20 protein-coding genes are annotated in these 22065 nt (G+C 65.9%); 12 read left to right on the top strand and 8 right to left on the bottom strand.

The window, feature by feature from the left end:
- The 5 genes from QRN11_RS07010 to QRN11_RS06990 all read right to left on the bottom strand — a co-directional run.
- On the bottom strand, nucleotides 1-232 hold a 232-nt coding region (locus QRN11_RS07010), incomplete at its 3' end, for a hypothetical protein (protein WP_502935017.1).
- Nucleotides 233-431: 199 nt separating this feature from the next.
- Entirely contained in the window at nucleotides 432-1556 is a 1125-nt protein-coding gene (locus QRN11_RS07005; RefSeq protein WP_091418325.1) for an adenylate/guanylate cyclase domain-containing protein, read from the bottom strand.
- On the bottom strand, nucleotides 1546-2145 hold the full coding sequence (locus QRN11_RS07000) for a PH domain-containing protein (RefSeq protein WP_091418327.1): 600 nt from the start codon (nucleotides 2143-2145) through the stop codon (nucleotides 1546-1548). Before QRN11_RS07000 ends, QRN11_RS07005 begins: the two co-directional genes overlap by 11 nt.
- A complete protein-coding gene (locus QRN11_RS06995; RefSeq protein ID WP_285250388.1) occupies nucleotides 2138-3046 on the bottom strand; it encodes a biotin--[acetyl-CoA-carboxylase] ligase in 909 nt (302 codons plus the stop codon). The genes QRN11_RS07000 and QRN11_RS06995 overlap by 8 nt, the downstream gene beginning before the upstream one ends.
- A gap of 49 nt (nucleotides 3047-3095) precedes the next feature.
- Nucleotides 3096-3983 (bottom strand): SDR family oxidoreductase, encoded by an 888-nt coding sequence (locus tag QRN11_RS06990; protein ID WP_285250387.1) that lies wholly within the window; start codon nucleotides 3981-3983, stop codon nucleotides 3096-3098.
- A 221-nt stretch (nucleotides 3984-4204) separates the two neighbouring features.
- Between QRN11_RS06990 and QRN11_RS06985 the strand changes: the two genes are divergently transcribed.
- From QRN11_RS06985 to QRN11_RS06975, 3 genes are all read left to right on the top strand, one after another.
- Nucleotides 4205-5788: an acyl-CoA carboxylase subunit beta gene (locus QRN11_RS06985; RefSeq protein ID WP_285250386.1), complete on the top strand. Its 1584-nt coding sequence runs from the start codon at nucleotides 4205-4207 to the stop codon at nucleotides 5786-5788.
- A gap of 14 nt (nucleotides 5789-5802) precedes the next feature.
- A complete protein-coding gene (locus QRN11_RS06980) occupies nucleotides 5803-6015 on the top strand; it encodes an acyl-CoA carboxylase subunit epsilon (RefSeq protein ID WP_285250385.1) in 213 nt (70 codons plus the stop codon).
- A 61-nt stretch (nucleotides 6016-6076) separates the two neighbouring features.
- Nucleotides 6077-7759, top strand: a complete 1683-nt coding sequence (locus tag QRN11_RS06975) for a DUF885 domain-containing protein (RefSeq protein WP_285250384.1) — start codon at nucleotides 6077-6079, stop codon at nucleotides 7757-7759.
- 91 nt (nucleotides 7760-7850) lie between these two features.
- Here QRN11_RS06975 and QRN11_RS06970 read toward each other — a convergent pair whose 3' ends face one another.
- Nucleotides 7851-8528: an FMN-dependent NADH-azoreductase gene (locus tag QRN11_RS06970; protein WP_285250383.1), complete on the bottom strand. Its 678-nt coding sequence runs from the start codon at nucleotides 8526-8528 to the stop codon at nucleotides 7851-7853.
- Between the two features lie 162 nt (nucleotides 8529-8690).
- Here QRN11_RS06970 and QRN11_RS06965 point away from each other — a divergent pair, with 162 nt between their 5' ends.
- Both QRN11_RS06965 and QRN11_RS06960 read left to right on the top strand, forming a co-directional pair.
- A complete protein-coding gene (locus tag QRN11_RS06965) occupies nucleotides 8691-9128 on the top strand; it encodes a winged helix-turn-helix transcriptional regulator (RefSeq protein ID WP_142061920.1) in 438 nt (145 codons plus the stop codon).
- A gap of 258 nt (nucleotides 9129-9386) precedes the next feature.
- Nucleotides 9387-10823, top strand: coding sequence for a dicarboxylate/amino acid:cation symporter (locus tag QRN11_RS06960; protein ID WP_285250382.1), 1437 nt, complete (start codon nucleotides 9387-9389; stop codon nucleotides 10821-10823).
- A gap of 95 nt (nucleotides 10824-10918) precedes the next feature.
- Here QRN11_RS06960 and QRN11_RS06955 read toward each other — a convergent pair whose 3' ends face one another.
- Complete coding sequence (locus tag QRN11_RS06955) at nucleotides 10919-11476, bottom strand: hypothetical protein (RefSeq protein ID WP_285250381.1); 558 nt, start codon at nucleotides 11474-11476, stop codon at nucleotides 10919-10921.
- A 174-nt stretch (nucleotides 11477-11650) separates the two neighbouring features.
- On the opposite strand from QRN11_RS06955, the gene QRN11_RS06950 reads away from it, so the two are divergent.
- The 6 genes from QRN11_RS06950 (at nucleotide 11651) to QRN11_RS06925 (ending at nucleotide 18769) form a co-directional block, all read left to right on the top strand.
- Entirely contained in the window at nucleotides 11651-12346 is a 696-nt protein-coding gene (locus tag QRN11_RS06950; RefSeq protein WP_285250380.1) for a TetR/AcrR family transcriptional regulator, read from the top strand.
- An 18-nt stretch (nucleotides 12347-12364) separates the two neighbouring features.
- Nucleotides 12365-14887, top strand: coding sequence for an MMPL family transporter (locus QRN11_RS06945; protein ID WP_285250379.1), 2523 nt, complete (start codon nucleotides 12365-12367; stop codon nucleotides 14885-14887).
- Between the two features lie 9 nt (nucleotides 14888-14896).
- Nucleotides 14897-15541, top strand: coding sequence for a Maf family protein (locus QRN11_RS06940; protein ID WP_285250378.1), 645 nt, complete (start codon nucleotides 14897-14899; stop codon nucleotides 15539-15541).
- A gap of 129 nt (nucleotides 15542-15670) precedes the next feature.
- On the top strand, nucleotides 15671-17482 hold the full coding sequence (locus tag QRN11_RS06935; RefSeq protein ID WP_285250377.1) for an acetyl/propionyl/methylcrotonyl-CoA carboxylase subunit alpha: 1812 nt from the start codon (nucleotides 15671-15673) through the stop codon (nucleotides 17480-17482).
- A 15-nt stretch (nucleotides 17483-17497) separates the two neighbouring features.
- The gene (locus tag QRN11_RS06930; RefSeq protein ID WP_285250376.1) at nucleotides 17498-17938 is read left to right on the top strand and encodes a YybH family protein; all 441 of its coding nucleotides are present in this window, start codon (nucleotides 17498-17500) and stop codon (nucleotides 17936-17938) included.
- Nucleotides 17939-18037: 99 nt separating this feature from the next.
- Nucleotides 18038-18769, top strand: a complete 732-nt coding sequence (locus QRN11_RS06925) for a glutamine amidotransferase (protein ID WP_285250375.1) — start codon at nucleotides 18038-18040, stop codon at nucleotides 18767-18769.
- Between the two features lie 139 nt (nucleotides 18770-18908).
- Here QRN11_RS06925 and QRN11_RS06920 read toward each other — a convergent pair whose 3' ends face one another.
- Nucleotides 18909-20318, bottom strand: a complete 1410-nt coding sequence (locus QRN11_RS06920; RefSeq protein WP_091418352.1) for an MFS transporter — start codon at nucleotides 20316-20318, stop codon at nucleotides 18909-18911.
- 277 nt (nucleotides 20319-20595) lie between these two features.
- Here QRN11_RS06920 and QRN11_RS06915 point away from each other — a divergent pair, with 277 nt between their 5' ends.
- Nucleotides 20596-22065, top strand: a complete 1470-nt coding sequence (locus QRN11_RS06915; protein WP_285250374.1) for an MFS transporter — start codon at nucleotides 20596-20598, stop codon at nucleotides 22063-22065.

Genomic DNA, 22065 nt, shown 5'->3' with positions numbered 1-22065 from the left:
CAAACACCTCCCCCGCATCCTGCAAAATATCAAACGTCGTCGACGCCGGCGTCACCGCACCATCCAAAACACGCGACGGGTAATTCAACCGCCCCACCGCGTTCTTGGACTTCGACACCACCCACACGCCGCCATCATTCAAATCCACCTCAGTGGTCTTAAACCCCGGATACAACACAGCACCGGCCACCACCACAACAACAGCAGCACCAAACGCAGCACCACTGACCAGCCGCCGCGAGCGGAAGCGCCCTTCAGAGATTCCCGGCCCTTTTGAGCGCGCAGGTCTGTGAAGTTTCACGATGTTGTTTCCCCCAGTAAGGCTTCGGCAGAGCCGGTTTCCGGCATGCTGTGGCCGGGTGTCTTCCGACTATATCGGAATTCACCATCAAATGGATAAAGTCAGGATGGACGGTTTTACAGGCCGCCGGTCAGTCCAGGACCAGCCCTTTACCCAGGCCCCGGGTGAGCCGGACGGGCCGGATTTCGCCGAAGCCGCGGACGTTTTCGGGGGGCTGGGGCACCATCACAAAACGTTCATCCTGTTCCAAGGCTGACGCGGTCATGGAGTCCACCAGCACGGTTCCCGGATCCGCGAGGGACGTCAGCCGCGCGGCAAGGTTGACGGTGGGCCCGTAGATGTCGCCGAGCCGGGACAGGATCCTGCCCCACACCATGGCCACCCGGGCCTCTGGAAGGATCTCGTCCTCGGTGAAGGCATGGGCCAGTGCCAGCGAAATTTCCGCTCCGGCAGCGGGCGTTTCGGCAATGTAAAGCACTTCGTCGCCCACGGTCTTGACCAGCCGGCCGCCGCCCACGGAAATGATTTCCGCACACTTGTTCTCGAAGCGCTGCACCAGGCGGGCCAGTGTTTTCTCGTTCATCCGCCGGGACAGGCTGGTGTAAGAGACCAGGTCAGCGAAGCCGACGGCGCGTGCCAGGGGCAGCGGGGCATCGTCCTCGTCGCCGTCGCGGCCTTCTTCGCTTGCCTGCAGGCCGGCCTCGGCGCGGACCGCCAACCGCTGGACGCCGGCGTTGAGCTGGCGCCGCCAGGAGTAGACCAGCACCTCCTCGAGGGCGTCCACCAGGGCGGGAAGTTCGTTCACCAGGCGCTTGCGTGCCACGGCGTCGCTGACGCCCTGCTCGTGCACCATGTCCTCCACCAGTGCCTCGATCTGCCAGACCACCATGCGGTCCGTCATCTGCCCGATGGAGCGCGTGACGGAAATGGCCGCTTCCTCCGTCAGCTTGCCCGAACGGACCAGATCCACCACGGTGGACAGGGCCGCCTGGTCGCGCTCGGTGAACGCCACGTCCTCGTCCCCGAAGTTGGGAAAACCCAGGGCGCGCCACAGTTTGCGTGCAGAGAGCAGGGACAGCCCTGCGCCGGCAGCGACTTCACGACGGCGGAGCTTGCGTTCCCCGCCCAGGAGCCGGGCCTCGAGGGCTTTCATGGCCAGCCGCTCGGCGGACATGGTGCCGGTGGGAGGATGGGCGTCCGCCTCCGGAGCGGGCGCGACGGACCCGACGCGTTCCTGCTGGTCCTCATCGTTCATCCCGTCCACCTTCTCTCATTTCCCACGGCAAAGCTTCGTCAGGGTCATCCGTTGACCCGTCGGGCTGGACATCCTGCCCGTCCGGCAGGTCCTCGATGGCATCGAGGATGAAGTCCCGGAACCTGGCCACCTCGGGCACGTCCGGGAACGTCACCACTGACTGATATCCGGCTTCCAAGGATATATTCCCCGAGCGGAAGAGGCGTTGCAGGACCGATTCATGGACAGTGAGGTTGCGGACCGAGGCCAGGTTCACCTGCTGGTCACGCCGCTTCCACATACCGGACCTGGCCACCAGCCTCCTGCTGGTGAGCGTGTACCGGGTGCTTTGCCAGCGCAAAAGCCGGGGCAGGCAAAAGCCCAGCCACACCGCGGCTGCGGCAAGGACGCAGCCGCCCACCAGCCACGGTGTCCAGCGGCCGGAGAGCGCGGGCACCGCCCGCGCCGCCCCGCCGCGGATCAGCCAGGCTGAACAAAAGGCCGCAACCGCCGGCGCGAGGATAAACGCAACCCCGGCGCCGGCGAGCCGCCGCGGCTGCGGGCGGGTGGTCACAATGACCTGCTCGCCCGGCAGGAGGTCTTTACGCATAACCGCCTTGGCCGGAAGCGTCCGGGGAAGTCCACGGCCGAAGATGCACCACGTCCCCGGCGGTGACCACGTGTTCACGCGCGTCCCGGTCAACCACCAGCAGGGAACCGTATTCGTCAAGCCTGGATGCGTGGCCGATGATCTCGTGATCCCCCGGAAGCTGCGCCCGGACCTGCTTGCCCAAGGTGACCATCACCGCCTCTACCCGCTTGTGCAGGGACGGCCCGCCCGCCATCCCTGCCGCCGGGTCGCCGTCGGCATTGCAGAAGCTGCGGTAGAGCACGGAGAAGTTTGACAGGTAGCTTTTCAGGAGCACTGTCCGGTCCGCCGTCCGGGCGCCCTCCAGCACCACCGAGGTGGCGGTGGGAACAGGCAGTTCACTGGCGGTAAGTGTGACGTTGAGGCCTGTGCCCAGGATGACCGGCGGCACGGAGCCGTCCACCATGGGTCCCAGTTGGGCCAGGATGCCGGCGATCTTCTTCCCCCTGACCAGGACATCGTTGGGCCATTTGAGTTCGGCGGGGACACCGGCTGTTTCGAGGAGTGTTTCACGGAGCGCGAGTGCCGCGATCAGCGACAACCAGGAGTAGCTTTGCGTGGGCAGCGGGCGGCCTTCGGCGTTGGCCGGGCGAAGGACCACCGAAACGGAGATGGAGCTCAGGGGCGGGGCTTCCCAGTGCCTGTCGAGCCGGCCCCGCGCAGCCGTCTGGTACTCAGCGGTGAGCACGGAGAGGTCTGGCCAGGCTGCAGGCTCAACGGTGACTGACCGGAGGAGGTCGGCGTTGGTGGATCCGGTGGAATCCACCACGTCAAGCCGGGGGATGCCGGTGGCGGACAGGAAGCGCTCATCCGCCAGGTCCCTCCGGTTCAGGGGCGTACCGGGGGTGTGTGCGTCATCCATAGCTAAATCCTACAGAGCCAACCTGTGCCGGCCCGCGCCCGTTCCCGCCTTACAGGAAGATGTCCGCTACGAGCCGGTCCTCTGTGGCACCCAGGCTGTAGGGACGGAAGTCCGATACTCCTGCCGCTGCCAGGACTTCCTCATCCGTGTAGAAATTGCCGCTGGCCGCGCCGCCGGCCGCGAGGTTGGCGCCGGTGAGGACGGCGTGGGCGGCATCAGCCATGATCTGTGGCCCACGCGCCGCCTGGACCATCTGGTCGCCGTGGGGCATATTCCGGATTGCCGCGGTGTCGATCAAGGTGCAGGGCCACAGTGAGTTGACCCGGATTCCGTCCGCCTTCAGCTCTTCCGCCAGCCCCAACGTAGTCAGGCTCATTCCGTATTTGGCCATGGTGTAGGCCAGGTGCTTGCCGGCCCAGTGCGGGTCAAGGTTCAGCGGCGGCGAGAGGGTCAGGATCTGCCCGGCGCCGGAGGCGCGCAGGGTGGGCAGGGCCAGCTTGGACAGCAGGAACGTCCCGCGGACATTGATGTCCTGCATGAGGTCGTACCTTTTCATGTCCACAGCGTCGGTGCGGGACAGGTCGATGGCGGAAGCATTGTTAATAACGACGTCGATGCCGCCGAAGCGGTCCACGGCAGCTGAGACAGCGCGCGCCACGTCGTCGTCGTTCCGGACGTCACCCACCAGGGGAAGCGCCTGGCCGCCGGCAGCCACCAGCTCTTCCGCGGCGGTGTAGACCGTGCCGGCAAGCTTGGGGTGCGGCTCGCCGGTCTTGGCCATCAGCACGATGTTGGCACCGTCCTGCGCGGCGCGCACCGCGATGGCGAGCCCGATTCCCCGGCTTCCACCGGAAATCAAAACAGTGCGTCCCCGCAGGGATCCGCTGGCTTGGTAGGGGCTTGCCGGAGAGTCCGAAGCGTCGTTGCTCAAAGTCATGGAGCCACTCTAACCCACTTATGTTACCGGCGAGTAACTTACATCACCGGGCCGCGGCACGGCGGAAAATTGTAGGTTTTCTACAGCAGCCGGCGCCAGAAGCGTCACTAGACTAGCCAGCAGGGTTCGTTTTTTGTGTGGATGCTACTTAACTCCCGCATCAGACCTGCCAGCAACAACAGCGCCACTGGACCAATCTGCTACAGAGCCGGAGATATTTGATGAGCCACGATCTGACAACGACAGCGGGAAAGATCGCCGATTTCCGCGACCGCCAGGCCCGTGCCGAACAGCCCTCCGGCCCCGAAGCTATCGAGAAGCAGCACGCCCGGGGCAAGAACACCGCCCGCGAGCGCATCGGCCTCCTGCTGGATGAGGACTCCTTTGTTGAGTTCGACGCCCTGGCAGTGCACCGCTCCACCGCGTTCGGCATGGAGAAGAAAAAACCGCTGGGTGACGGCCTGGTCTCGGGTTACGGCACCGTGGACGGCCGTCCCGTGGCGGTCTACAGCCAGGACTTCTCCGTCTACGGCGGCTCCCTGAGCCAGGTCAACGGCGAGAAGATCGTCAAGGTCCAGGAGTTCGCGATCCGCAACGGCTGCCCCGTGGTGGGCATCCTGGATGGCGGCGGCGCACGTATCCAGGAGGGTGTCGCCTCACTGGCCATGTTCGCCGACATCTTCCGCAACAACGTCCACGCCTCAGGCGTGGTCCCGCAGATCTCCCTGATCATGGGCCCTTCCGCCGGCGGCGCCGCCTACTCCCCCGCCCTCACCGACTACGTGGTGATGGTGGACAAGACCTCGCACATGTTCATTACCGGCCCGGACGTCATCAAGACGGTCACCGGCGAGGACGTGGACATGGAGACGCTCGGCGGCGCCCGCCAGCACAACGCCACCACCGGCACGTCCACCTACCTGGCCTCGGACGAAGCCGATGCCATCGAGTTCGTCCGCGAACTGCTCGACTTCCTGCCGTCGAACAACCTTTCCGAGGCACCTGTCCTGGAGCACCAGCAGGAGCTGGAGATCGACGACGACGACCTCGCCCTGGACACGCTCATCCCGGATTCGGCCAACCAGCCCTACGACATGCGCACCGTGGTGGAGCAGATCGTGGACGACGGCCACTTCCTGGAGATGCAGTCCCTGTACGCCCCCAACGTAATGATCGGCTACGGCCGGGTGGAGGGCCACACGGTGGGCATCGTGGCCAACCAGCCCCTGCAGTTCGCCGGGACCCTGGACATCGCCGCGTCCGAAAAGGCTGCGCGCTTTGTCCGCCACTGCGATGCCTTCAACATCCCCATCATCACCCTGGTGGACGTTCCCGGCTTCCTGCCCGGCAAGGACCAGGAGTTCCAGGGCATCATCCGCCGCGGCGCCAAACTCCTGTATGCCTACGCCGAGGCCACCGTCCCCAAGCTCACCGTGATCACGCGCAAGGCCTACGGCGGCGCCTACATTGTGATGGGTTCCAAGAAACTGGGCGCAGACCTGAACCTCGCCTGGCCCACCGCGCAGATCGGCGTGATGGGCGCCCAGGGTGCCGTCAACATCCTCTACCGCCGCGATCTGGCGTCCGTTGCCGAGGCCGGCGGAGACGTCGAAGCCCGGCGCGCCGAGGTCATCCGCCAGTACGAGGAAGAGCTGCTGAACCCGTACCAGGCAGCCCAGCTTGGCTATGTTGACGCCGTCATCGCCCCCTCCGAAACCCGGACCCAGATCATCAAGGGCCTGCGCGCGCTCCGCGACAAACGCGCGAGCCTCCCCACCAAGAAGCACGGGAACATCCCGCTGTGAACGGGGACGATCCAATGGTTGAGGCACCCGCGGCACCGCTGCTGTCTGTTGCCAAGGGCCAGCCCACGGCCGAGGAACTGGCGGCACTGACCGCCGTCGTCCTTTCCCTGGGCGGCGGCGAACCGGAGCCCGACAACAAGCCGTCCGTCCGGCACTGGGTGCGCCGGCAGCAGCTTCGGCTCGCCCCCACGCCCGGCCCCGGGGCCTGGAAGCGCAGCCGCGGCTGAAACTTCTCCGCCCCACGCCCGCCTCCTTCCGGAACCTTGGGTGCCCGGTTAGTGTCGTGGGGTGACTATAGACACCGCACCTGCCGCCCGCCCGACAACCCGCATCGACGCCGTCGCGGACACCTACACGGACACGCTGATCAGGCTTAATCCGTCGTTCGCCACCACCCTTGGCATCCCCGGACACGAAACGGAATACCAGGACTTCTCCCCCGCCGGCATCGCGGAATTTGCCGAGGCTGCCCGCCATACGCTGGAAGAACTTGAGGGTCTGGAGCCCGAGGACGATGTGGACGCCGTGACCCTTGACGCCATGCGGGAGCGGCTGGGCCTGCAGCTGCTGATCCATGCCTCTGGCTGGGAGTACGCGGACCTGAACAATATCGCCTCCCCCGCCCAGGACATCCGCGCCATCTTCGACCTGATGCCCACGGAGACGGAACAGCACTGGCAGCACATCGCCGGCCGGGCGCTCAACGTTCCGGCAGCCATCGCAGGGTACATGGAGTCGCTCCGACAGGCCCGGGACGCCGGCCGGGTGTCCGCCGCGCGCCAGGTCAGGATCGTCATCGAGCAGGTCACCAAATATGCGGCGGAGGACGGGTTCTTCGCCAAGCTTGCCGCGGGAGCATCCACTGCCGGCGGCCCCCTGCCTGCCGCCATCCAGGAAGACCTCGACGCCGGTGCTGCCGCCGCCCGGAGCGCCTACGCAGGGTTGGCGGATTTCCTCCGCCGGGAACTGCTGCCCGCCGCGCCGGAGAAGGACGCCGTGGGAAGGTCCCGCTACGCGCTGGCCTCACGTTCCTTCCTCGGGGCAACTGTGGACCTGGAGGAAACGTACGCCTGGGGCGTGGAAGAGCTGGACCGCCTGATCGCCGAGCAGGAACGGGTGGCCCACAGCATCAAGGCCGGCGCCACCATCGATGAAGCCAAGGAAATCCTCAACAACGATCCCGCCCGCCAGCTCAAGGGCAAGGAGGCCCTGCGGGAGTGGATGCAGGAGCTCTCGGACAAGGCCGTGGCGGAGCTCGCCGGCGTTCACTTCGACATCCCGGACGTGATGAAGAAACTCGAGTGCCTTATCGCCCCCACCGACGAGGGCGGCATCTATTACACAGGCCCGTCGGACGACTTCAGCCGCCCCGGCCGCATGTGGTGGTCCGTCCCAGCGGGCGAGGACACCTTCACCACCTGGGCCGAAACCACCACCGTTTTCCACGAAGGCGTCCCCGGCCACCACCTCCAGGTGGCCACTGCAACGTACCGCCGCGAACTGCTGAACAAGTGGCGACGGAACGTCTGCTGGACCTCCGGCCATGGCGAAGGCTGGGCGCTCTACGCCGAAAAGCTGATGCAGGAACTGGGCTACCTCAATGATCCCGGCGACCACATGGGCATGCTGGACATGCAGCGGATGCGGGCCGCCCGCGTGGTGTTCGACATCGGCGTCCACCTCGAACTGCAGGTCCCCGAACGGTGGGGCTCTGGCACGTGGACGCCCGAGAAGGGCTACGACTTCCTGAAGCAGAACCTGCCCATCAGCGAAGGCCAGCTCAATTTCGAGTTCACCCGCTACCTTGGTTGGCCAGGACAGGCACCGTCCTACAAAGTGGGCCAGCGCCTCTGGGAACAGATCCGCGCCGGGCTCGAAGCACGCCCGGGTTTCGACCTGAAGGAATTCCACACCCGGGCTTTGAACATCGGCTCCGTGGGGCTGGACACCCTACGGCGCGCCCTGCTCTGACCGAACACACCTGGACCACGGCTTCCTGTTCAACGTAAACGCCTTGGTCCAGGAGTCGGTACCGGACATGCCGATGCGCACCGTGGACGCCTTAGTCGTTGACGAGCTGGAGGTTTCCCGCGGTGCTGAGCTTGCCGGCAAACTCGATGGCGGCGTCGCGGAGTTCAGCCTCGGCAACCTCGCGGGTGCCGTCCACATCCCCATTCAGCACGGTGGGAGCGAAACGGACGTGCACGGCGTCTTCGATGCCCACAAAGTTCAGCCAGTCGGCGAAGAAGGTGCTGCTGAAGTCCGAGCCGAAGGCTGCCGGGACACCCGGAGCGTAGACGCCGCTGGTGTGGACCGCGAGGGCGTGCTTGCCCTCCAGCAGGCCGCGGTAGCCCTGCCCGGGGTCGAAACCAAAGCTCCAGCCGGGCTGGGTGATGACATCGATCCATTGCTTCAGGACATAAGGGACACCGGCGTTCCACATCGGGATGTTGAAGACGTAGGCGTCGGCGGATGCGAACTGGTCGAAGACTGCGCGGGCGGCTTCCCAGGCGGCAACCTGCTCGGGCGTCTGGTCCTGGCCTGTGAAGACTGCCATTTTCGCGGCGGCGGCCACACGCCCGAACACGGGCAGCACATGGTCGTCGAACAGGTTCAGCGTCTCCACCTCAAAACTCTCCGGGCCGGCAGTCTGGACGGCATCGATGAAGTGCCGGGCCAACCGCAGGGAGTCGCTGTTGGCGTAGCGTGGAGAGGCGTTGACGTGGAGGAGGGTAGGCATTGGCTTCCTTTCGAGGCTTTGCTGCGGGGCGCTTGTGCCCCGCCATCGATCCTCACCGACACCACCGCGCCGCGTAAGAACGCACTTTTTTGTGCCTAAGGCACCTCAAAGTGCCCGGTAAACTGGGCCGCCAGTCCACTTGTTGAGGAAAGTATTGGGGATATGACTCTCACGGCTGAACAAGAACGCCAGAATGCCCAGGACCACTACAACGCGTCACTTGACCTGTGCCCGGCCCGGCAGCTGCTGGAAGCCATCAGCAGCAAGTGGGTCACCCTGGTGATGCTGGCGCTTGAGGACGGGCAGCAGCGCCACAGCGATCTTCGCAAGCGCATTCCCGGGGCCAGCCAGAAAATGCTGACTTCCACACTGCGCTCGCTCGAACGCGATGGCCTGGTTCTGCGCCACGTCACCGTCTCCGTTCCAGTGCGCACAGACTACGAGCTCACTCCCCGCGGCCGCTCGCTGCTGAAGATCATTTTCGACATGAAGGAATGGGCCGAGGAAAACATGGACGATGTCGCGGCGTCGCGCCTGGAGCACGATAGCCCCAGGCCCGCTTTCAACCAGCGCAAGGACAGCAGCCTGCACCTGTCCTGACTGCACCGCGCCGGTGGAACCCCGGCCAGCTTCAGAGGCTGGCGCTGCGACGGGGAGCAAGCTGCGGGAAGGCAGTCACGTCGGGCCTGCTGCCTCGGTGGCGCGAGACATTAAGCACATCCGGGCCGGGAATAAGTAACATAACGCCGTAAAACCCTTGATATGACGGGGTTCCTTATGCCGTGGCGCTGTTCGGGCCGCGTAATATTTCTCAATGTTGGTTCGTCATGATATGCGGCACGGTCTTAGCGTATTCGGGTGAGCACTCAAACCCGCCCCTCAGAATCCGCCAAGACCGGCTTCCAGCTCCCCAAGTGGGCTGGCTCGTTCGGTTTCCAGATCATTGCCGCCCTGGTCGTCGGCCTTGGCCTCGGCCTGCTGGCCAAGTACACCGGCAGCACCAAGACCAACCCCAACGGCCTCGGCGCCACGCTGCAGACCATCGGCTCCAGCTATGTGTCACTGCTGCAGACAGCAGTGGTTCCCCTGATTTTCACCGCCGTCGTCAGCTCCATCTCCAACCTCCGCCAGGTCTCCAATGCGGCCAAGCTCGCCTGGAACACCCTGCTGTGGTTCGCCATCACTTCCCTCATCGCCGTGCTGATCGGCATCGGCCTGGGCGTGCTGCTGCAGCCCGGTGCCAACACCGGCATCACCGAGGAAGCCAAGTACTCCGGCAAGTCCGGTGACTGGTGGTCCTTCCTGATCGGCCTGTTCCCCAAGAACTTCCTTGGCCTGGGCGCCAGCTCCACCGTTGCCGAATCCGGCGCCGTCACCACCTCCGTGAGCTTCAACGTGCTCCAGATCCTGGTGATCGCCATCGCCGTCGGCGTTGCCGCGCTCAAGGTGGGCAAGGCTGCCGAACCGTTCCTGAACCTGAACGCCTCCGCACTGGCTGTCATCCAGAAGGTCCTGTGGTGGATCATCCGCATCGCACCGCTTGGTACCGTCGGCCTCATCGGCAACGCCGTCGCAGTCTACGGCTGGGACACCATCGGCTCCCTGGGCAAGTTCACCTTCGCCATCTACGTGGGCCTGGCCCTGGTCATCTTCGCGGTGTACCCGATCCTGGTCCGCAGCCACGGCCTGTCCGTCAAGCAGTACTTCTCCGGCGTATGGCCGGCCGTCCAGCTGGCCTTTGTGTCCCGCTCCTCGGTGGGAACCCTGCCGCTGACCCAGCGTGTCACCGAGCGCAGCATGGGTGTCCCCCGCGCCTACGCCTCCTTCGCCGTACCGCTGGGCGCCACCACCAAGATGGACGGCTGCGCAGCCATCTACCCCGCCATCTCGGCGATCTTCGTGGCCCAGTTCTTCGGTATCCAGCTGGACTTCAGCCAGTACCTGCTGATCGCCCTGGTGTCCGTCCTGGGCTCGGCCGCAACCGCCGGGACCACCGGCGCTGTGGTGATGCTGACGCTGACCCTCTCCACGCTGGGACTGCCGCTGGCCGGCGTCGGCCTCCTGCTGGCCATCGATCCCATCCTGGACATGGGGCGCACCGCCGTAAACGTGGCCGGCCAGGCGCTGGTGCCCACCATCGTGGCCAAGCGCCAGGGCATCCTGGACGAGCAGCTGTACAACGCACCCCGCAACGGCACGCCGTTTGTTGACGACTCTGTTGACACCGCAGCCGCTCCGTCCGACGGAACCTCCACCGACACCACGTCGCGTGAACTGGCGGACGCGAAGGCCTAAGGGGCCTCTGCTCACCACTGGCAGTAAACAACTGGCAGTAAGAAGAAGTCCCCGGGAAATCTCCCGGGGACTTCTTCTGCATTTAAGCCACCGGCTCAGTGGCCACCGATGACACCATTCTGTACAGCCTTGGTGACGGCGTCCGCTTCGGCCTGGGTCAGCTTTCCGTCCGTCACGGCCTGGTCAAGCCTCGACTTCAGTGCCGCAGCCCGTTCCGCCTGCTTCTCGGTGCGGAGTTCGTCCAGCGCAGCGGTCACCTTGGATTCCTCGATGCCGAGGGACTCCGACAAGGCCTTGGCCAAGGCAGCATCACGGGCGGCCTGGTCAGGCCTCTCGCCATCGGCGGGCGGGGAAGAGGGCTTGTTCGCTTCACGGAAGGCCTGGAGCGCCTCCGTTACCTTCGCCTCCTCCACGCCGAGCTTCGCCGCGAGCGCGGATGCCTGGGCTACGCCCCGCTCGCCGCCGCGTCCGCCGTGCTTGCCCATGCTGCCGGGCGCGGTGCTGCTGCTTCCGTCGGCTGAGGCACTGGAGCTGGCGCTGGGAGCGGGGGTTGGTGTGGTGGTGGCGGAGGCCATGCCGGCAACACCGATTCCGGCACCGAGGGCCAGCGCCGCGGCTGACAAGCCAAGGGTCATTTTCTTTGTGCGTGACATTCTTTGTCTCCTGGATCTGCCGTCAGTAACGGCTGCTGATGGTTCATCCCTCCCGGGACATTCCAAGCATCGCCAGGCCAGTTCTGGAACAGCTGTTCGGAACCTTTCATCTTCCTGTGAATCCGGAGCGGAAAAACTTGCCCACTGTGCAAAGTTGCACGTAGTGTAATCAGCATGGCAACCAGCACAGGCAGCATCCCAGCGGTAGCAGCCACCCCGTCACGGCGCGAGCTGAACAAGGCCGCCACCCGCCAGGCCATCACGGACGCTGCTTTGTCACTGCTGCGCAGCCACGGCCCGGGAAGCTTCACGGTGGAGGACATTGCGGACACCGCCGGCATTTCACGGCGCACCTTCTTCAACTACTTCAGCAGCACCGACGCCGCCCTCGCGGCCGTCACCCACGGGTTCCTGGACAATGCCATCCAGCAGTTCCGGCTGCGGCCGGCTGACGAACCGATCCTGCAGTCGGCACAAGCGGCCCTGATGGCACTGGCCGACCCCATGACCGTGGCGCCGCTGGCGGAACTGTTTACCCTCACGCAGCAAAGCACGCTGATGTCGCACTCGGAGCTTCAGGCCTGGGAGCACTGCACCGAGCAGATCATCGCCGTCGCCCGCGAACGGGTGGCGGGCGGCGCCGACGGTGTGGACGAGCTCTACGTCCGTGCACTGGCCGGTGCTGTGATCTCCTGCGGCAAGGCCGCCCTGGAGGTCTGGTTTACGCGCCGCGGCGCGGACCTATCCCCCGCTTCCCTGGCAGAGCTCCGGCAGCTGCTCATCGACTCCATGGCGCTGCTGGGCTCCGGTTTCACCGCAGGCACCAGTCCTGCACCCCTTTCCACCTCTTCCGCATCCGCTTCTTCCTGATCAGATCGGCTTCCTGTTATGGCACTGTTCCTTTACCGCCTGGGCAAGTTCTCCTACCGCCGGCGCTGGCTGGTCATCTCACTGTGGCTGGCCGTTCTGGTTGCTGTCGGCGGGTCAGCTGCCGCCTTCCATGGCACTCTGTCCAACAATTTCCAGATCCCCGGCACCGAAACGCAACGGATCGCGGACAAGCTGAAGCAAGAGCTTCCGGCCGCTTCCGGAGGCACGGCCACCATCGTTTTCGAAGCTCCCGACGGCGGTTTTACCGCCGAGAGCCGGGCCGCGGTCACCGACGCGCTAAAGAAGCTTGAGTCCGTGCCAAACGTCCGCGGCACGGTGGATCCTTTCGCCACGCAGGCGCAGGTGGACCAGGCCGGCCAGGCCATCGCCGACGGCGGGCAGCAGCTCGCCGCGGGCCAGGCACAACTGGACGCCTCCCGCGCGCAGCTGGATGCCGGCAAAGCCCAGCTGGCGGCAGCCGAGCAGCAGCTCGCCGCCGCTGGCGCACCCGCTGCCCTCATTGAGGCGCAGCTTGGCCAGCAGAAGGCGGCCCTGGCAGAGGGGCAGGCAAAGCTCGACGCCGGCACACGGGTACTCGAAGCCGGCAAGGCCAAGCTGGAGGCGGGCAAGCGCCAGGCAGATGCATCGTCGGCCATCCGCTTTGTCTCGGAAGACGGACGCGCCGCCGTGGCACAAGTACAGTTCAACACCTCCATCAACGGCCTGAGCCCGGAGGTCCGCCAGCAGGTCCAGGACATCGCCCATGAAACATCCGCTGCCGGAGTCACCGCCTATGCCAGCAAGGAGATCACCGAGGACATCTCCGAACTCTTCGGCGCCGCCGAGATCATCGGCATCGCGGTTGCTGCCCTGGTCCTGATCATCATGCTGGGCACGCTGATTGCCGCCGGGCTGCCGCTGCTGATGGCCATCATGGGTGTCGGCATCGGCGTCGGCATCACCTTCGCGCTCTCCGGCCTGTTCGACATGAGCTCCATCTCCCCCATGCTGGCCCTGATGCTGGGCCTCGCCGTCGGGATCGATTACTCCCTGTTCATCGTCAACCGGCACCGCACGCAGCTCCTGGCCGGAATGGCCCAGGAGGAATCAGTAGCCCGTGCCACCGGCACCTCCGGCAACGCCGTGGTCTTCGCCGGCCTCACCGTCATCATCGCCCTCGCCGCCCTGGTGGTGCCGGGCCTGCCCTTCCTTGCCGTGATGGGCCTGGCAGCGGCCGGGACCGTGGCGGTAGCCGTGCTGGTGGCCATCACCCTGACCCCGGCCATGCTGTCGCTGATCGGCCGCCGCATTATCTCGAAGCGCGCCTGGGCCAAGGCCGAGGCGCACAATGCCGAACCCGGCCATGCAGCAGCCGATGAAGCCCAGGACCGCGAGCGCAGCACGCACGGCTGGGGCGGCCTGGTCACGCGCCACCCAGTGCTGGCACTCCTGGCCGGTGTACTCCTGCTGGGCACGCTCGCGCTCCCCGCCACCCAGCTGCAGCTGGCACTTCCCGACGGCGGATCCGAACCGGTGGAGTCAGAGGCTTACCAGGCATACGACCTGACCGCCCGGAGCTTCGGCGAGGGCGTCACCGGCCCGATTGTTGCCGTGGGCGAGTTCCCGGCAAACCTGGACGAAGCGCAGGCGCAGGCCCTGCAGTATGACGTCGCGGACAAGCTCCGGGCGGTAGACAACGTGGTGGCTGCCGTGCCCGTCGCCCTCAGCGAGGACCGGCGCACCGCCGTTTTCCAGGTCATCCCCAAGGAAGGTCCGGCCAGCGCCAGCACGGTCCGGGTGGTGGCCGAACTCCGCGGCCTGAACGAGGACATCCAGTCCGAATACGGAGTGGCCATGGGCCTTACCGGCCAGACCGCCGGCAACGTGGACGTCTCCACGAAGCTCGGCGCCGCCCTGCCGCCCTACCTGGCCATCGTCGTCGGCCTTTCCCTGGTCCTGCTGCTGCTGGTCTTCCGCTCCATCGTGGTTCCCCTGCTCGCCACGGGCGGCTTCCTGCTCTCCCTGGCGGCGGCCTTCGGCGCCGTGGTGGCCGTGTACCAGTGGGGCTGGCTGGGGAGCGTGTTCGACGTCGCCAACCCCGGCGCGGTCCTGAGCTTCCTGCCGATCATCCTGATCGGCGTGCTGTTCGGGCTGGCCATGGACTACCAGGTGTTCATCGCCTCCGGAATGCGCGAAGCCTACATGCACGGCTCCACCGCGAAGCAGGCCGTCCGGGTGGGCTTCCGCCACGCGGCCGCCGTGGTGACAGCCGCGGCGATCATTATGGTCAGCGTCTTCGCCGGCTTCATCTTCAGCCACCTCACCATGGTGCGGCCGCTGGGCTTCGCGATGGCGTTCGGTGTGCTGCTTGATGCGTTCGTGGTCCGCATGACCATCGTCCCTGCCGTGATGTACCTGCTGGGCGAGAAGTCCTGGTGGCTGCCGCGCTGGCTGGACCGGATCCTCCCGGACGTGGATGTGGAAGGCGCCCAGCTGAGCCGGCCCGCCGCCACCAAGGCGTCCGAAGAACTGGTCCACTAGGCTGGATCCGTGGTCCGCCTGATTCTTGCCTCCCAGTCCCCTGCCCGCACCAAGCTCCTCACCGAGGCCGGCATCCGGCATACAGTGCTGGTATCGGACGTTGACGAGGACGCCGTCCAGGCCCGGTACGGCGTCACCGATCCGCATGACACGGCCCTGCTGCTGGCGCGTGCCAAGGCCGAGGCCGTCGCAGCCCTTCCCGAGGCGGACGGGGCCCTGGTGCTTGGCTGCGACTCCGTCTTTGAGTTCGACGGCGAGGCGCACGGCAAGCCGTACACCGCCGCCGTCGCGCGGGAACGCATGCTCCGGATGAGCGGCAACACCGGTGTGCTGCACACCGGGCACTGGCTGGTGGACTGCCGCGATACCGAGCCGGACGATGATGGCGCGCCGGGCACCGGTGCCACCTTGGGGACAGTGGCCTCGGCAGAGGTTTCCTTCCTGGAGATGGACGCGGTGGAGATCGACGCGTACATCGCCACGGGCGAGCCGCTCCACTGCGCGGGCTCCTTCACCATCGACGGCCTGGGTGGGGCCTTCATCCGGAAGGTCGACGGCGATCCGCACACCGTCGTCGGACTTTCCGTCTCCACGCTCCGCGCCCTGCTGGCTAGTGCGCAGGTCCGGATCACGGAACTCTGGCCGGCGTCCTAAAGGAAGCGATTTCGGCGACTCTTGTAGCTTCCCTACAAAGGCTGGGCGCTTTACACGCGGAATCCGCAAGTAATATCGGCGGAACCCTCAAAACCGCGCTAGGCTCCCTGAAGGAAAGAAGGAGACGCCTTGTCAGCAAATTTGGAGCAGTCCGCACATCCCACGCAGTCGACCCTCACAAAGGTGCTGATCGCAAACCGCGGTGAAATTGCGGTGCGCATCATCCGCGCCGCCCGTGACGAAGGCATCGCCTCGGTTGCTGTGTATGCGGACGCGGACCGGGATGCCTTGCACGTCCGCCTTGCTGACGAGGCCTACGCCCTGGGCGGGAACACCGCCGCGGAGTCCTACCTGGTGATGGACAAAATCATCGACGCCGCCCGGCAGTCCGGGGCCGACGCCATCCACCCCGGTTATGGCTTCCTGGCCGAGAACGCGCAGTTCGCGGCCCGCGTCATTGAGGCCGGCATCACCTGGATCGGCCCCTCGCCCGAAGCCATTTCGGCCCTTGGGGACAAGGTCCAGGCGCGGCACATCGCCGAAAAAGTCGGTGCGCCCCTCGTTCCCGGCACCGCCGATCCCGTGGAATCAGCCGAGGAAATCCTGGACTTCGTGGACCGGCACGGGCTGCCCGTAGCCATCAAGGCAGCGTTTGGCGGCGGCGGCCGCGGCATCAAGGTGGCCCGCACCCGGGACGAGATTCCCGAACTGTACGAATCCGCCGTCCGCGAAGCCACCGCAGCCTTTGGCCGCGGCGAATGCTTCATTGAACGGTTCCTGGACGCGCCCCGCCACGTGGAGACCCAGTGCCTGGCGGATGCGTACGGGAACGTTGTGGTGGTCTCCACCCGCGACTGCTCGCTGCAGCGCCGCAACCAGAAACTGGTGGAAGAAGCCCCGGCCCCCTTCCTCACGGAAGACCAGAACCGCCGCCTCTACGAATCCTCGAAGGCCATCCTGAAAGAGGCCGGCTACCTTGGCGCCGGCACGTGCGAATTCCTCGTGGGGCAGGACGGCACCATCTCCTTCCTCGAGGTCAATACCCGCCTGCAGGTGGAGCACTGCGTTTCCGAGGAAGTCACCGGCATCGACCTGGTGCGCGAACAGTTCCGGCTGGCCCGCGGCGAGGAGCTCGGCTACAGCGATCCGGAAGTACGCGGGCACTCTTTCGAATTCCGGATCACCGGCGAAGACCCGGGCCGGAACTTCCTGCCCGCCCCCGGCACCCTCCGGGTCCTGAAAAACCCCACCGGCCCCGGCGTGCGCATCGACTCCGGCGTGGAGCAGGGCGATGTCATCAGCGGCAACTTCGATTCCATGCTCTCCAAGCTCATCGTCACAGGCGCCAGCCGCCCGCAGGCGCTGCAGCGAGCCCGCCGCGCCCTCGAGGAAATGGTGGTCGAAGGCATTCCCACGGTGATCCCGTTCGACCTCGCAGTGGTTTCCGACCCCGCCTTCGCACCGGCCGAGGGCCCGTTCCGGGTCCACACCCGCTGGATTGAGACTGAGTTCGTCAACAACCTGCCCGCCTGGACCTCCGATGGCGGCAGCACCGAAACCCCGGCCGAAGACCGGCAGCGCGTGGTGGTTGAGGTGGGCGGCAAGCGGCTCGAGGTGGTCCTCCCGGCCTCGCTCGGTTCCGTGACCGCCGGCACCGCAGGCGCCACTGCCAAGCCAGGCAAGTCGAAGAAGCGCTTGCGTGCCGGCGGCACCGCTGCGGCCACAGGCAACGCCCTGACCTCACCCATGCAGGGCACCATCGTCAAGGTGGCCGTTGCCAACGGTGACGTAGTGGCCGAGGGTGACCTGGTGGTGGTCCTGGAAGCAATGAAGATGGAACAGCCGCTGACTGCGCACCGCTCCGGAACCGTCACCGGGCTCACCGCAGCCGCCGGCGAAACGGTGTCGGCAGGCGCCGTCATCGCCACCATCGAAGACTAGCGCCGGAGGCCCCTCGTGCTCGCACCCAGTTTTGAAGAAGAAGTGGACCGCTACCACCTCGCCGTCCCGGAAATCACCCAGGGCAACCCGGAGCCCGTCAAGGAGCTGTATTCCCGGCTCGACGACGTGACCCTCGCCAACCCGTTCGGCGGCATCGCCCGCGGGTGGGCGCAGGTGGAAGCCCGGCTGGACCAGGCCGCACGGCAGTTCCAGGACGGCGAGATGCTGGGGTTTGACACTGTCACTTCCTACACCGCCCGTGACACCGCCTTCCTGGTGGAAACGGAACATTTCCGCGCCCGCCTGGACGGCGCCGCCGTCGCCGAGGAATTCGCACTCCGGGTCACCAGCGTCTTCCGGCGCGAGGAAGGGTACTGGAAACTGGTGCACCGGCACGCCGACCCCGCTGCCCGTCCCCAGTCCCGCCGGTCGCTGAGCCAGCCCGCCGCCAGCTGAAAGGCGGCAGCACCGGGCCGTGAGGTTGTGCCGGGAGTCTGGTCTCCGCGGCTTGGCCGGGAGGCTGACAGGCCGGAGCGAAGAAGGCACACTTAGCACATGTTGCCTTTCCTGCTCCTGGCATCACGCGCCGAGGACGCCGCCGCCGAGGACGAGTATGCCGCCTATCTGCGGTACGGCGGCCTGGAGCCCTCGGAGCTGCGGCGCATCAGGCTGGAAGCTGCTCCCCTGCCCGAGTTGGATCTGTCCGCCTATTCGGGGGTGATCGTGGGCGGCAGTCCGTTCACTTCGAGCGACCCGCCGGAGCACAAGACGCCCACGCAGCACCGGGTGGAGCATGAGCTGGCCGGGCTCCTGGACGAGCTGGTGGCCGGCGACTTCCCGTTCCTGGGCGCCTGCTACGGGGTGGGGACGCTGGGTACGCACCAGGGCGCCGTGATCGACAGGACCTACGGCGAGCCGCTCGGCGCGGCGGAGATCGAACTCACGGACGCCGGACTGGAGGATCCCGTGCTTAGCGGCATGCCGCGCCGGTTCACCGCCTTCACCGGCCATAAGGAAGCCTGCACCGTCCTGCCCCGGCACGCCGTGCTCCTGGCGAGATCGGCGGCCTGCCCCGTGCAGATGTTCCGCATCCGGCAGAACCTGTACGCCACCCAGTTCCACCCTGAGCTCGATGCCGAAGGCCTTTGCACCCGCATCGACATCTACCGGCACGCGGGCTACTTCCCGCCGGAGTCCGCCGAAGACCTGATGGCAAGCGCACGGCGGTTCACAGTCACGGAGCCCATGAACATCCTCAAGAACTTCGTGGCCCGCTACGCACACTAGCCGCGGCAGCCCGCCGTCGTGCGTTCCCGCCCGGTTACTCCCGCAGAGGCAGAAAAGTGCCCGGCACAATCCCCGCAGTGACGGGAATTGTGCCGGGCACCTCTGTTACCAACCGGGCTGGAAGGAACGGCCCGCGGACTTAGGCCACGTTGTTCTCGTAGTCCAGGTCGCGGGTTTCCTTGCTGACGAACAGCGCGATAAGGGTCAGCACGGCCATGGCGGTCAGGTACACACCCACGAGCACCGGGCTGCCGTCTGCGAGTTCCCACAGGGCCACGGCGATGAACGGCGCCACCGCGGCACCGAGGATGCTGGAGAAGTTGTAGCTCACGGCAGAGCCGGTGTAGCGGACGTTCGTGGGGAACAGCTCAGGCAGCAGGGCGCCCATCGGACCGAAGGTAAGGCCCATGAGGGAGAACCCGATGATGAGCAGCGCCATGGTGCCGATGAACCCGCCGCTGAAAAGGGGGACGAACAGCAGGCCGAAAACGAAGATGCCGGCTGTGACGGCGATGAGCATCTTGCGGCGGCCGTACTTCTCGGCCAGTGGTCCGGACACCAGTGTGAAGATGCCGAAGAAGACGACGCCGGCAATCAGCATCCAGAGGAAGTCGTTGCGGGTGTAGCCCAGGCCGGGAACGAACGCGGCGGCTGCCGCGTCGGACATCGGTTTGCCGGCCTTTTCCGCCGCGGCCCTGGCGGCCTCGAGGCTTGAGGGACGGGTGCCGAACGTCAGGGTGAACGTGGTCATCAGGTAGAAGAGCACGTACGTGGCCAGCATGATGAACGTGCCCAGGATCAGCTGGCGCCAGCTGGTCTTGAACACCCGGCCCAGGGGCAGCTTGGCCACCTCGTTGGACTCGAGGACCTTGGTGAAGGCAGGGGTCTCGATCAGCTTGAGGCGGACGTAGAGGCCGATGATCACCATGACTGCGCTGAGCAGGAACGGCACACGCCAGCCCCAGGCCTGGAAGTCAGCCGGGCTCAGGGCGTAGTTGAAGACCAGGAAGATGACGTTGGCGATGATGAAGCCGATGGGTGCGCCCAGTTGCGGGAAGGTGCCGTAGATTGCGCGCTTGTTGGCCGGTGCGTTTTCGGTGGCCAGCAGCGCGGCGCCGCTCCATTCGCCACCGAGGGCGAGGCCCTGGGCGAAGCGCATCACCACGAGCAGGGCCGGAGCCAGGAATTCCCAGCCGGGCACCAGCGCCGTGGGCAGGCATCCGATCAGGAAGGTGGCGATGCCCATGGTCAGCAGCGAGGCCACCAGGGTGCCCTTGCGGCCGAACTTGTCGCCGAAGTGGCCGAAGATGATGGATCCCAGCGGGCGGGCCACGAAGGCCACACCGAAGACTGCGAAGGAGCTCAGCAGCTGGGTTGTTTCATTCTGGCTGGGGAAGAACAGCTGCGGAAACACCAGTACTGCAGCAGTCGCGTAGACGTAAAAGTCGTAAAACTCGACCGTGGTGCCGATCAGGCTGGCAACGATGACTCGGCCGCGTGAGTTCACCGGCTGCGAACCGGGCACCGTGGACGTATCGGTGGATGACATAGGGTAAACGCTTTCGCTTGAACCGGCCGGACGCTGGCATTGCCTCCGGCTCGAAATAGTTAGAGTTCAATATTAGTTCCGGTCGTCCAGTCAATGGACGAAAGGTCCACTATTCGGACCTGTGCTGTGTGTCTCATTTTTGCGCGCTCCACCAAGCCTAACGGTCCCCCAAAGGCTCCGATAGGCAAATGTCACAGCCCGTTAACACACGGCGTCGGTCTGTGAAACGCGCCTTACCTACCTTGGAGGAACAACATCCCCCCGAAGGAGGTACCCCGTGACTGTTGACCGCACCGCTGATGCCGGCCCCGGCAATTCCCTTGATCTTGACGAGACCGCAAGGTCGAAAGACGCATCCGCCAGCGCACAGCCCGGCTCTACCCGCACTACCGTTGCCCCCGCCCTTGATTTCCGCCCCGGCCGCTGGATCGCCAACTGGGATGCAGAGAATAAGGAACAGTGGGAATCCGGCGGCCGCACCATCGCCCGCCGCAACCTCAATTGGTCAATCTTCGCCGAATTCCTCGGTTTCGTTGTGTGGCAGCTCTGGTCCATCGTGGTGGTCCAGCTGCCCGCCGCAGGCTTTACGCTCTCCACCTCGGAAATCTTCTGGCTGATCTCCATGCCCAGCCTGGTGGGTGCCACGCTGCGCATCCCCTACACCTTTATGGTTCCCCGCTTCGGCGGCCGGAACTGGACCATCGTGTCCGCGCTGCTGCTCCTGATCCCCACCACCGGCCTGGCGCTGTGTGTCTCCAACCCGGAAACGCCGTTCGGCGTGATGCTCCTGGTGGCAGCCCTCGCCGGCTTCGGCGGAGGCAACTTCGCCAGCTCCATGGCCAACATCACCTTCTTCTACCCCGCCCGTGAAAAGGGCTGGGCCCTGGGCCTTAACGCCGCCGGCGGAAACATGGGGGCCGCCGTCGCGCAGCTCGCCGTGCCCATTGCCATCACCCTGCTCGCCGCGGGCACTGTCAACCTGCCGCTGGCCGGCTGGATGTGGGTGCCGTTGATCCTGGTGGCAGCCTTTGGCGCCTTCAAGTACATGGACAACCTCACCAGCGCCAAGGGTGACATCGCCGGATCCGTGGCAGCGCTGAAGGAACCGCACCTGTGGGTCATGGCGCTGCTGTACATCGGCACCTTCGGTTCGTTCATCGGCTTCGCCGGTGTGTTCCCAAAGCTGATCAAGGACTACTTCCCCGCTTTCTCCTCCATCGGAGTGGGTACCGTGGCCCTGTCACTGGCCTTCCTCGGCCCGCTGGTGGGCTCGCTGGCCCGGCCGTACGGCGGACGGATGGCGGACCGCATGGGCGGCGCCCGGATGACCGTGACCGCGTTCGCCTCCATGGCAGTCATCACCCTCACCATGATCTGGACCCTGCCGCTGAAGAACTTCTGGCTGTTCCTGATCCTCTTCCTGATGCTCTTCACCGCGAGCGGCTTCGGAAACGGCGCCACCTACCGGATGATCCCGGTCATCTTCGCCACCTCCAGCCGTGCCGCCCGCAAGGGGGCAAGCTCGGTGGCCACCCAGCGCCTCGCGTCCTCGGCCCTCGGCCTGATCTCCGCCATCGGCGCCTACGGCGGGTTCGTGATCCCGCAGGTACTGAACGCCTCCAACACCGCCAGCGGCTCCTACACCCCGGCCTTCTACGGCTTCGTCGGAGCGTACGTCCTGATGCTGGCCGTCTGCTGGTTCTGCTATATCCGCAACGCCAACCGAAATGCGATGGGACACGTCTAA

This window comes from Pseudarthrobacter sp. fls2-241-R2A-168, from assembly GCF_030209335.1.
GTDB lineage: Bacteria > Actinomycetota > Actinomycetes > Actinomycetales > Micrococcaceae > Arthrobacter.
This window is presented reverse-complemented; position numbering and strand designations above follow the sequence as displayed.

Excerpts from the sequence above, each read along its gene's own strand:
- QRN11_RS06945 (WP_285250379.1), top strand. The coding sequence starts at position 12,365 with ATGGCACTGTTCCTTTACCGCCTGGGCAAGTTCTCCTACCGCCGGCGC.
- QRN11_RS06980 (WP_285250385.1), top strand. The coding sequence starts at position 5,803 with ATGGTTGAGGCACCCGCGGCACCGCTGCTGTCTGTTGCCAAGGGCCAG.
- QRN11_RS06995 (WP_285250388.1), bottom strand. The coding sequence starts at position 3,046 with ATGGATGACGCACACACCCCCGGTACGCCCCTGAACCGGAGGGACCTG.
- QRN11_RS06965 (WP_142061920.1), top strand. The coding sequence starts at position 8,691 with ATGACTCTCACGGCTGAACAAGAACGCCAGAATGCCCAGGACCACTAC.
- QRN11_RS06955 (WP_285250381.1), bottom strand. The coding sequence starts at position 11,476 with ATGTCACGCACAAAGAAAATGACCCTTGGCTTGTCAGCCGCGGCGCTG.
- QRN11_RS06985 (WP_285250386.1), top strand. The coding sequence starts at position 4,205 with ATGAGCCACGATCTGACAACGACAGCGGGAAAGATCGCCGATTTCCGC.
- QRN11_RS07000 (WP_091418327.1), bottom strand. The coding sequence starts at position 2,145 with ATGCGTAAAGACCTCCTGCCGGGCGAGCAGGTCATTGTGACCACCCGC.
- QRN11_RS06950 (WP_285250380.1), top strand. The coding sequence starts at position 11,651 with ATGGCAACCAGCACAGGCAGCATCCCAGCGGTAGCAGCCACCCCGTCA.
- QRN11_RS06920 (WP_091418352.1), bottom strand. The coding sequence starts at position 20,318 with ATGTCATCCACCGATACGTCCACGGTGCCCGGTTCGCAGCCGGTGAAC.
- QRN11_RS06990 (WP_285250387.1), bottom strand. The coding sequence starts at position 3,983 with ATGACTTTGAGCAACGACGCTTCGGACTCTCCGGCAAGCCCCTACCAA.
- QRN11_RS07005 (WP_091418325.1), bottom strand. The coding sequence starts at position 1,556 with ATGAACGATGAGGACCAGCAGGAACGCGTCGGGTCCGTCGCGCCCGCT.
- QRN11_RS06970 (WP_285250383.1), bottom strand. The coding sequence starts at position 8,528 with ATGCCTACCCTCCTCCACGTCAACGCCTCTCCACGCTACGCCAACAGC.
- QRN11_RS06925 (WP_285250375.1), top strand. The coding sequence starts at position 18,038 with ATGTTGCCTTTCCTGCTCCTGGCATCACGCGCCGAGGACGCCGCCGCC.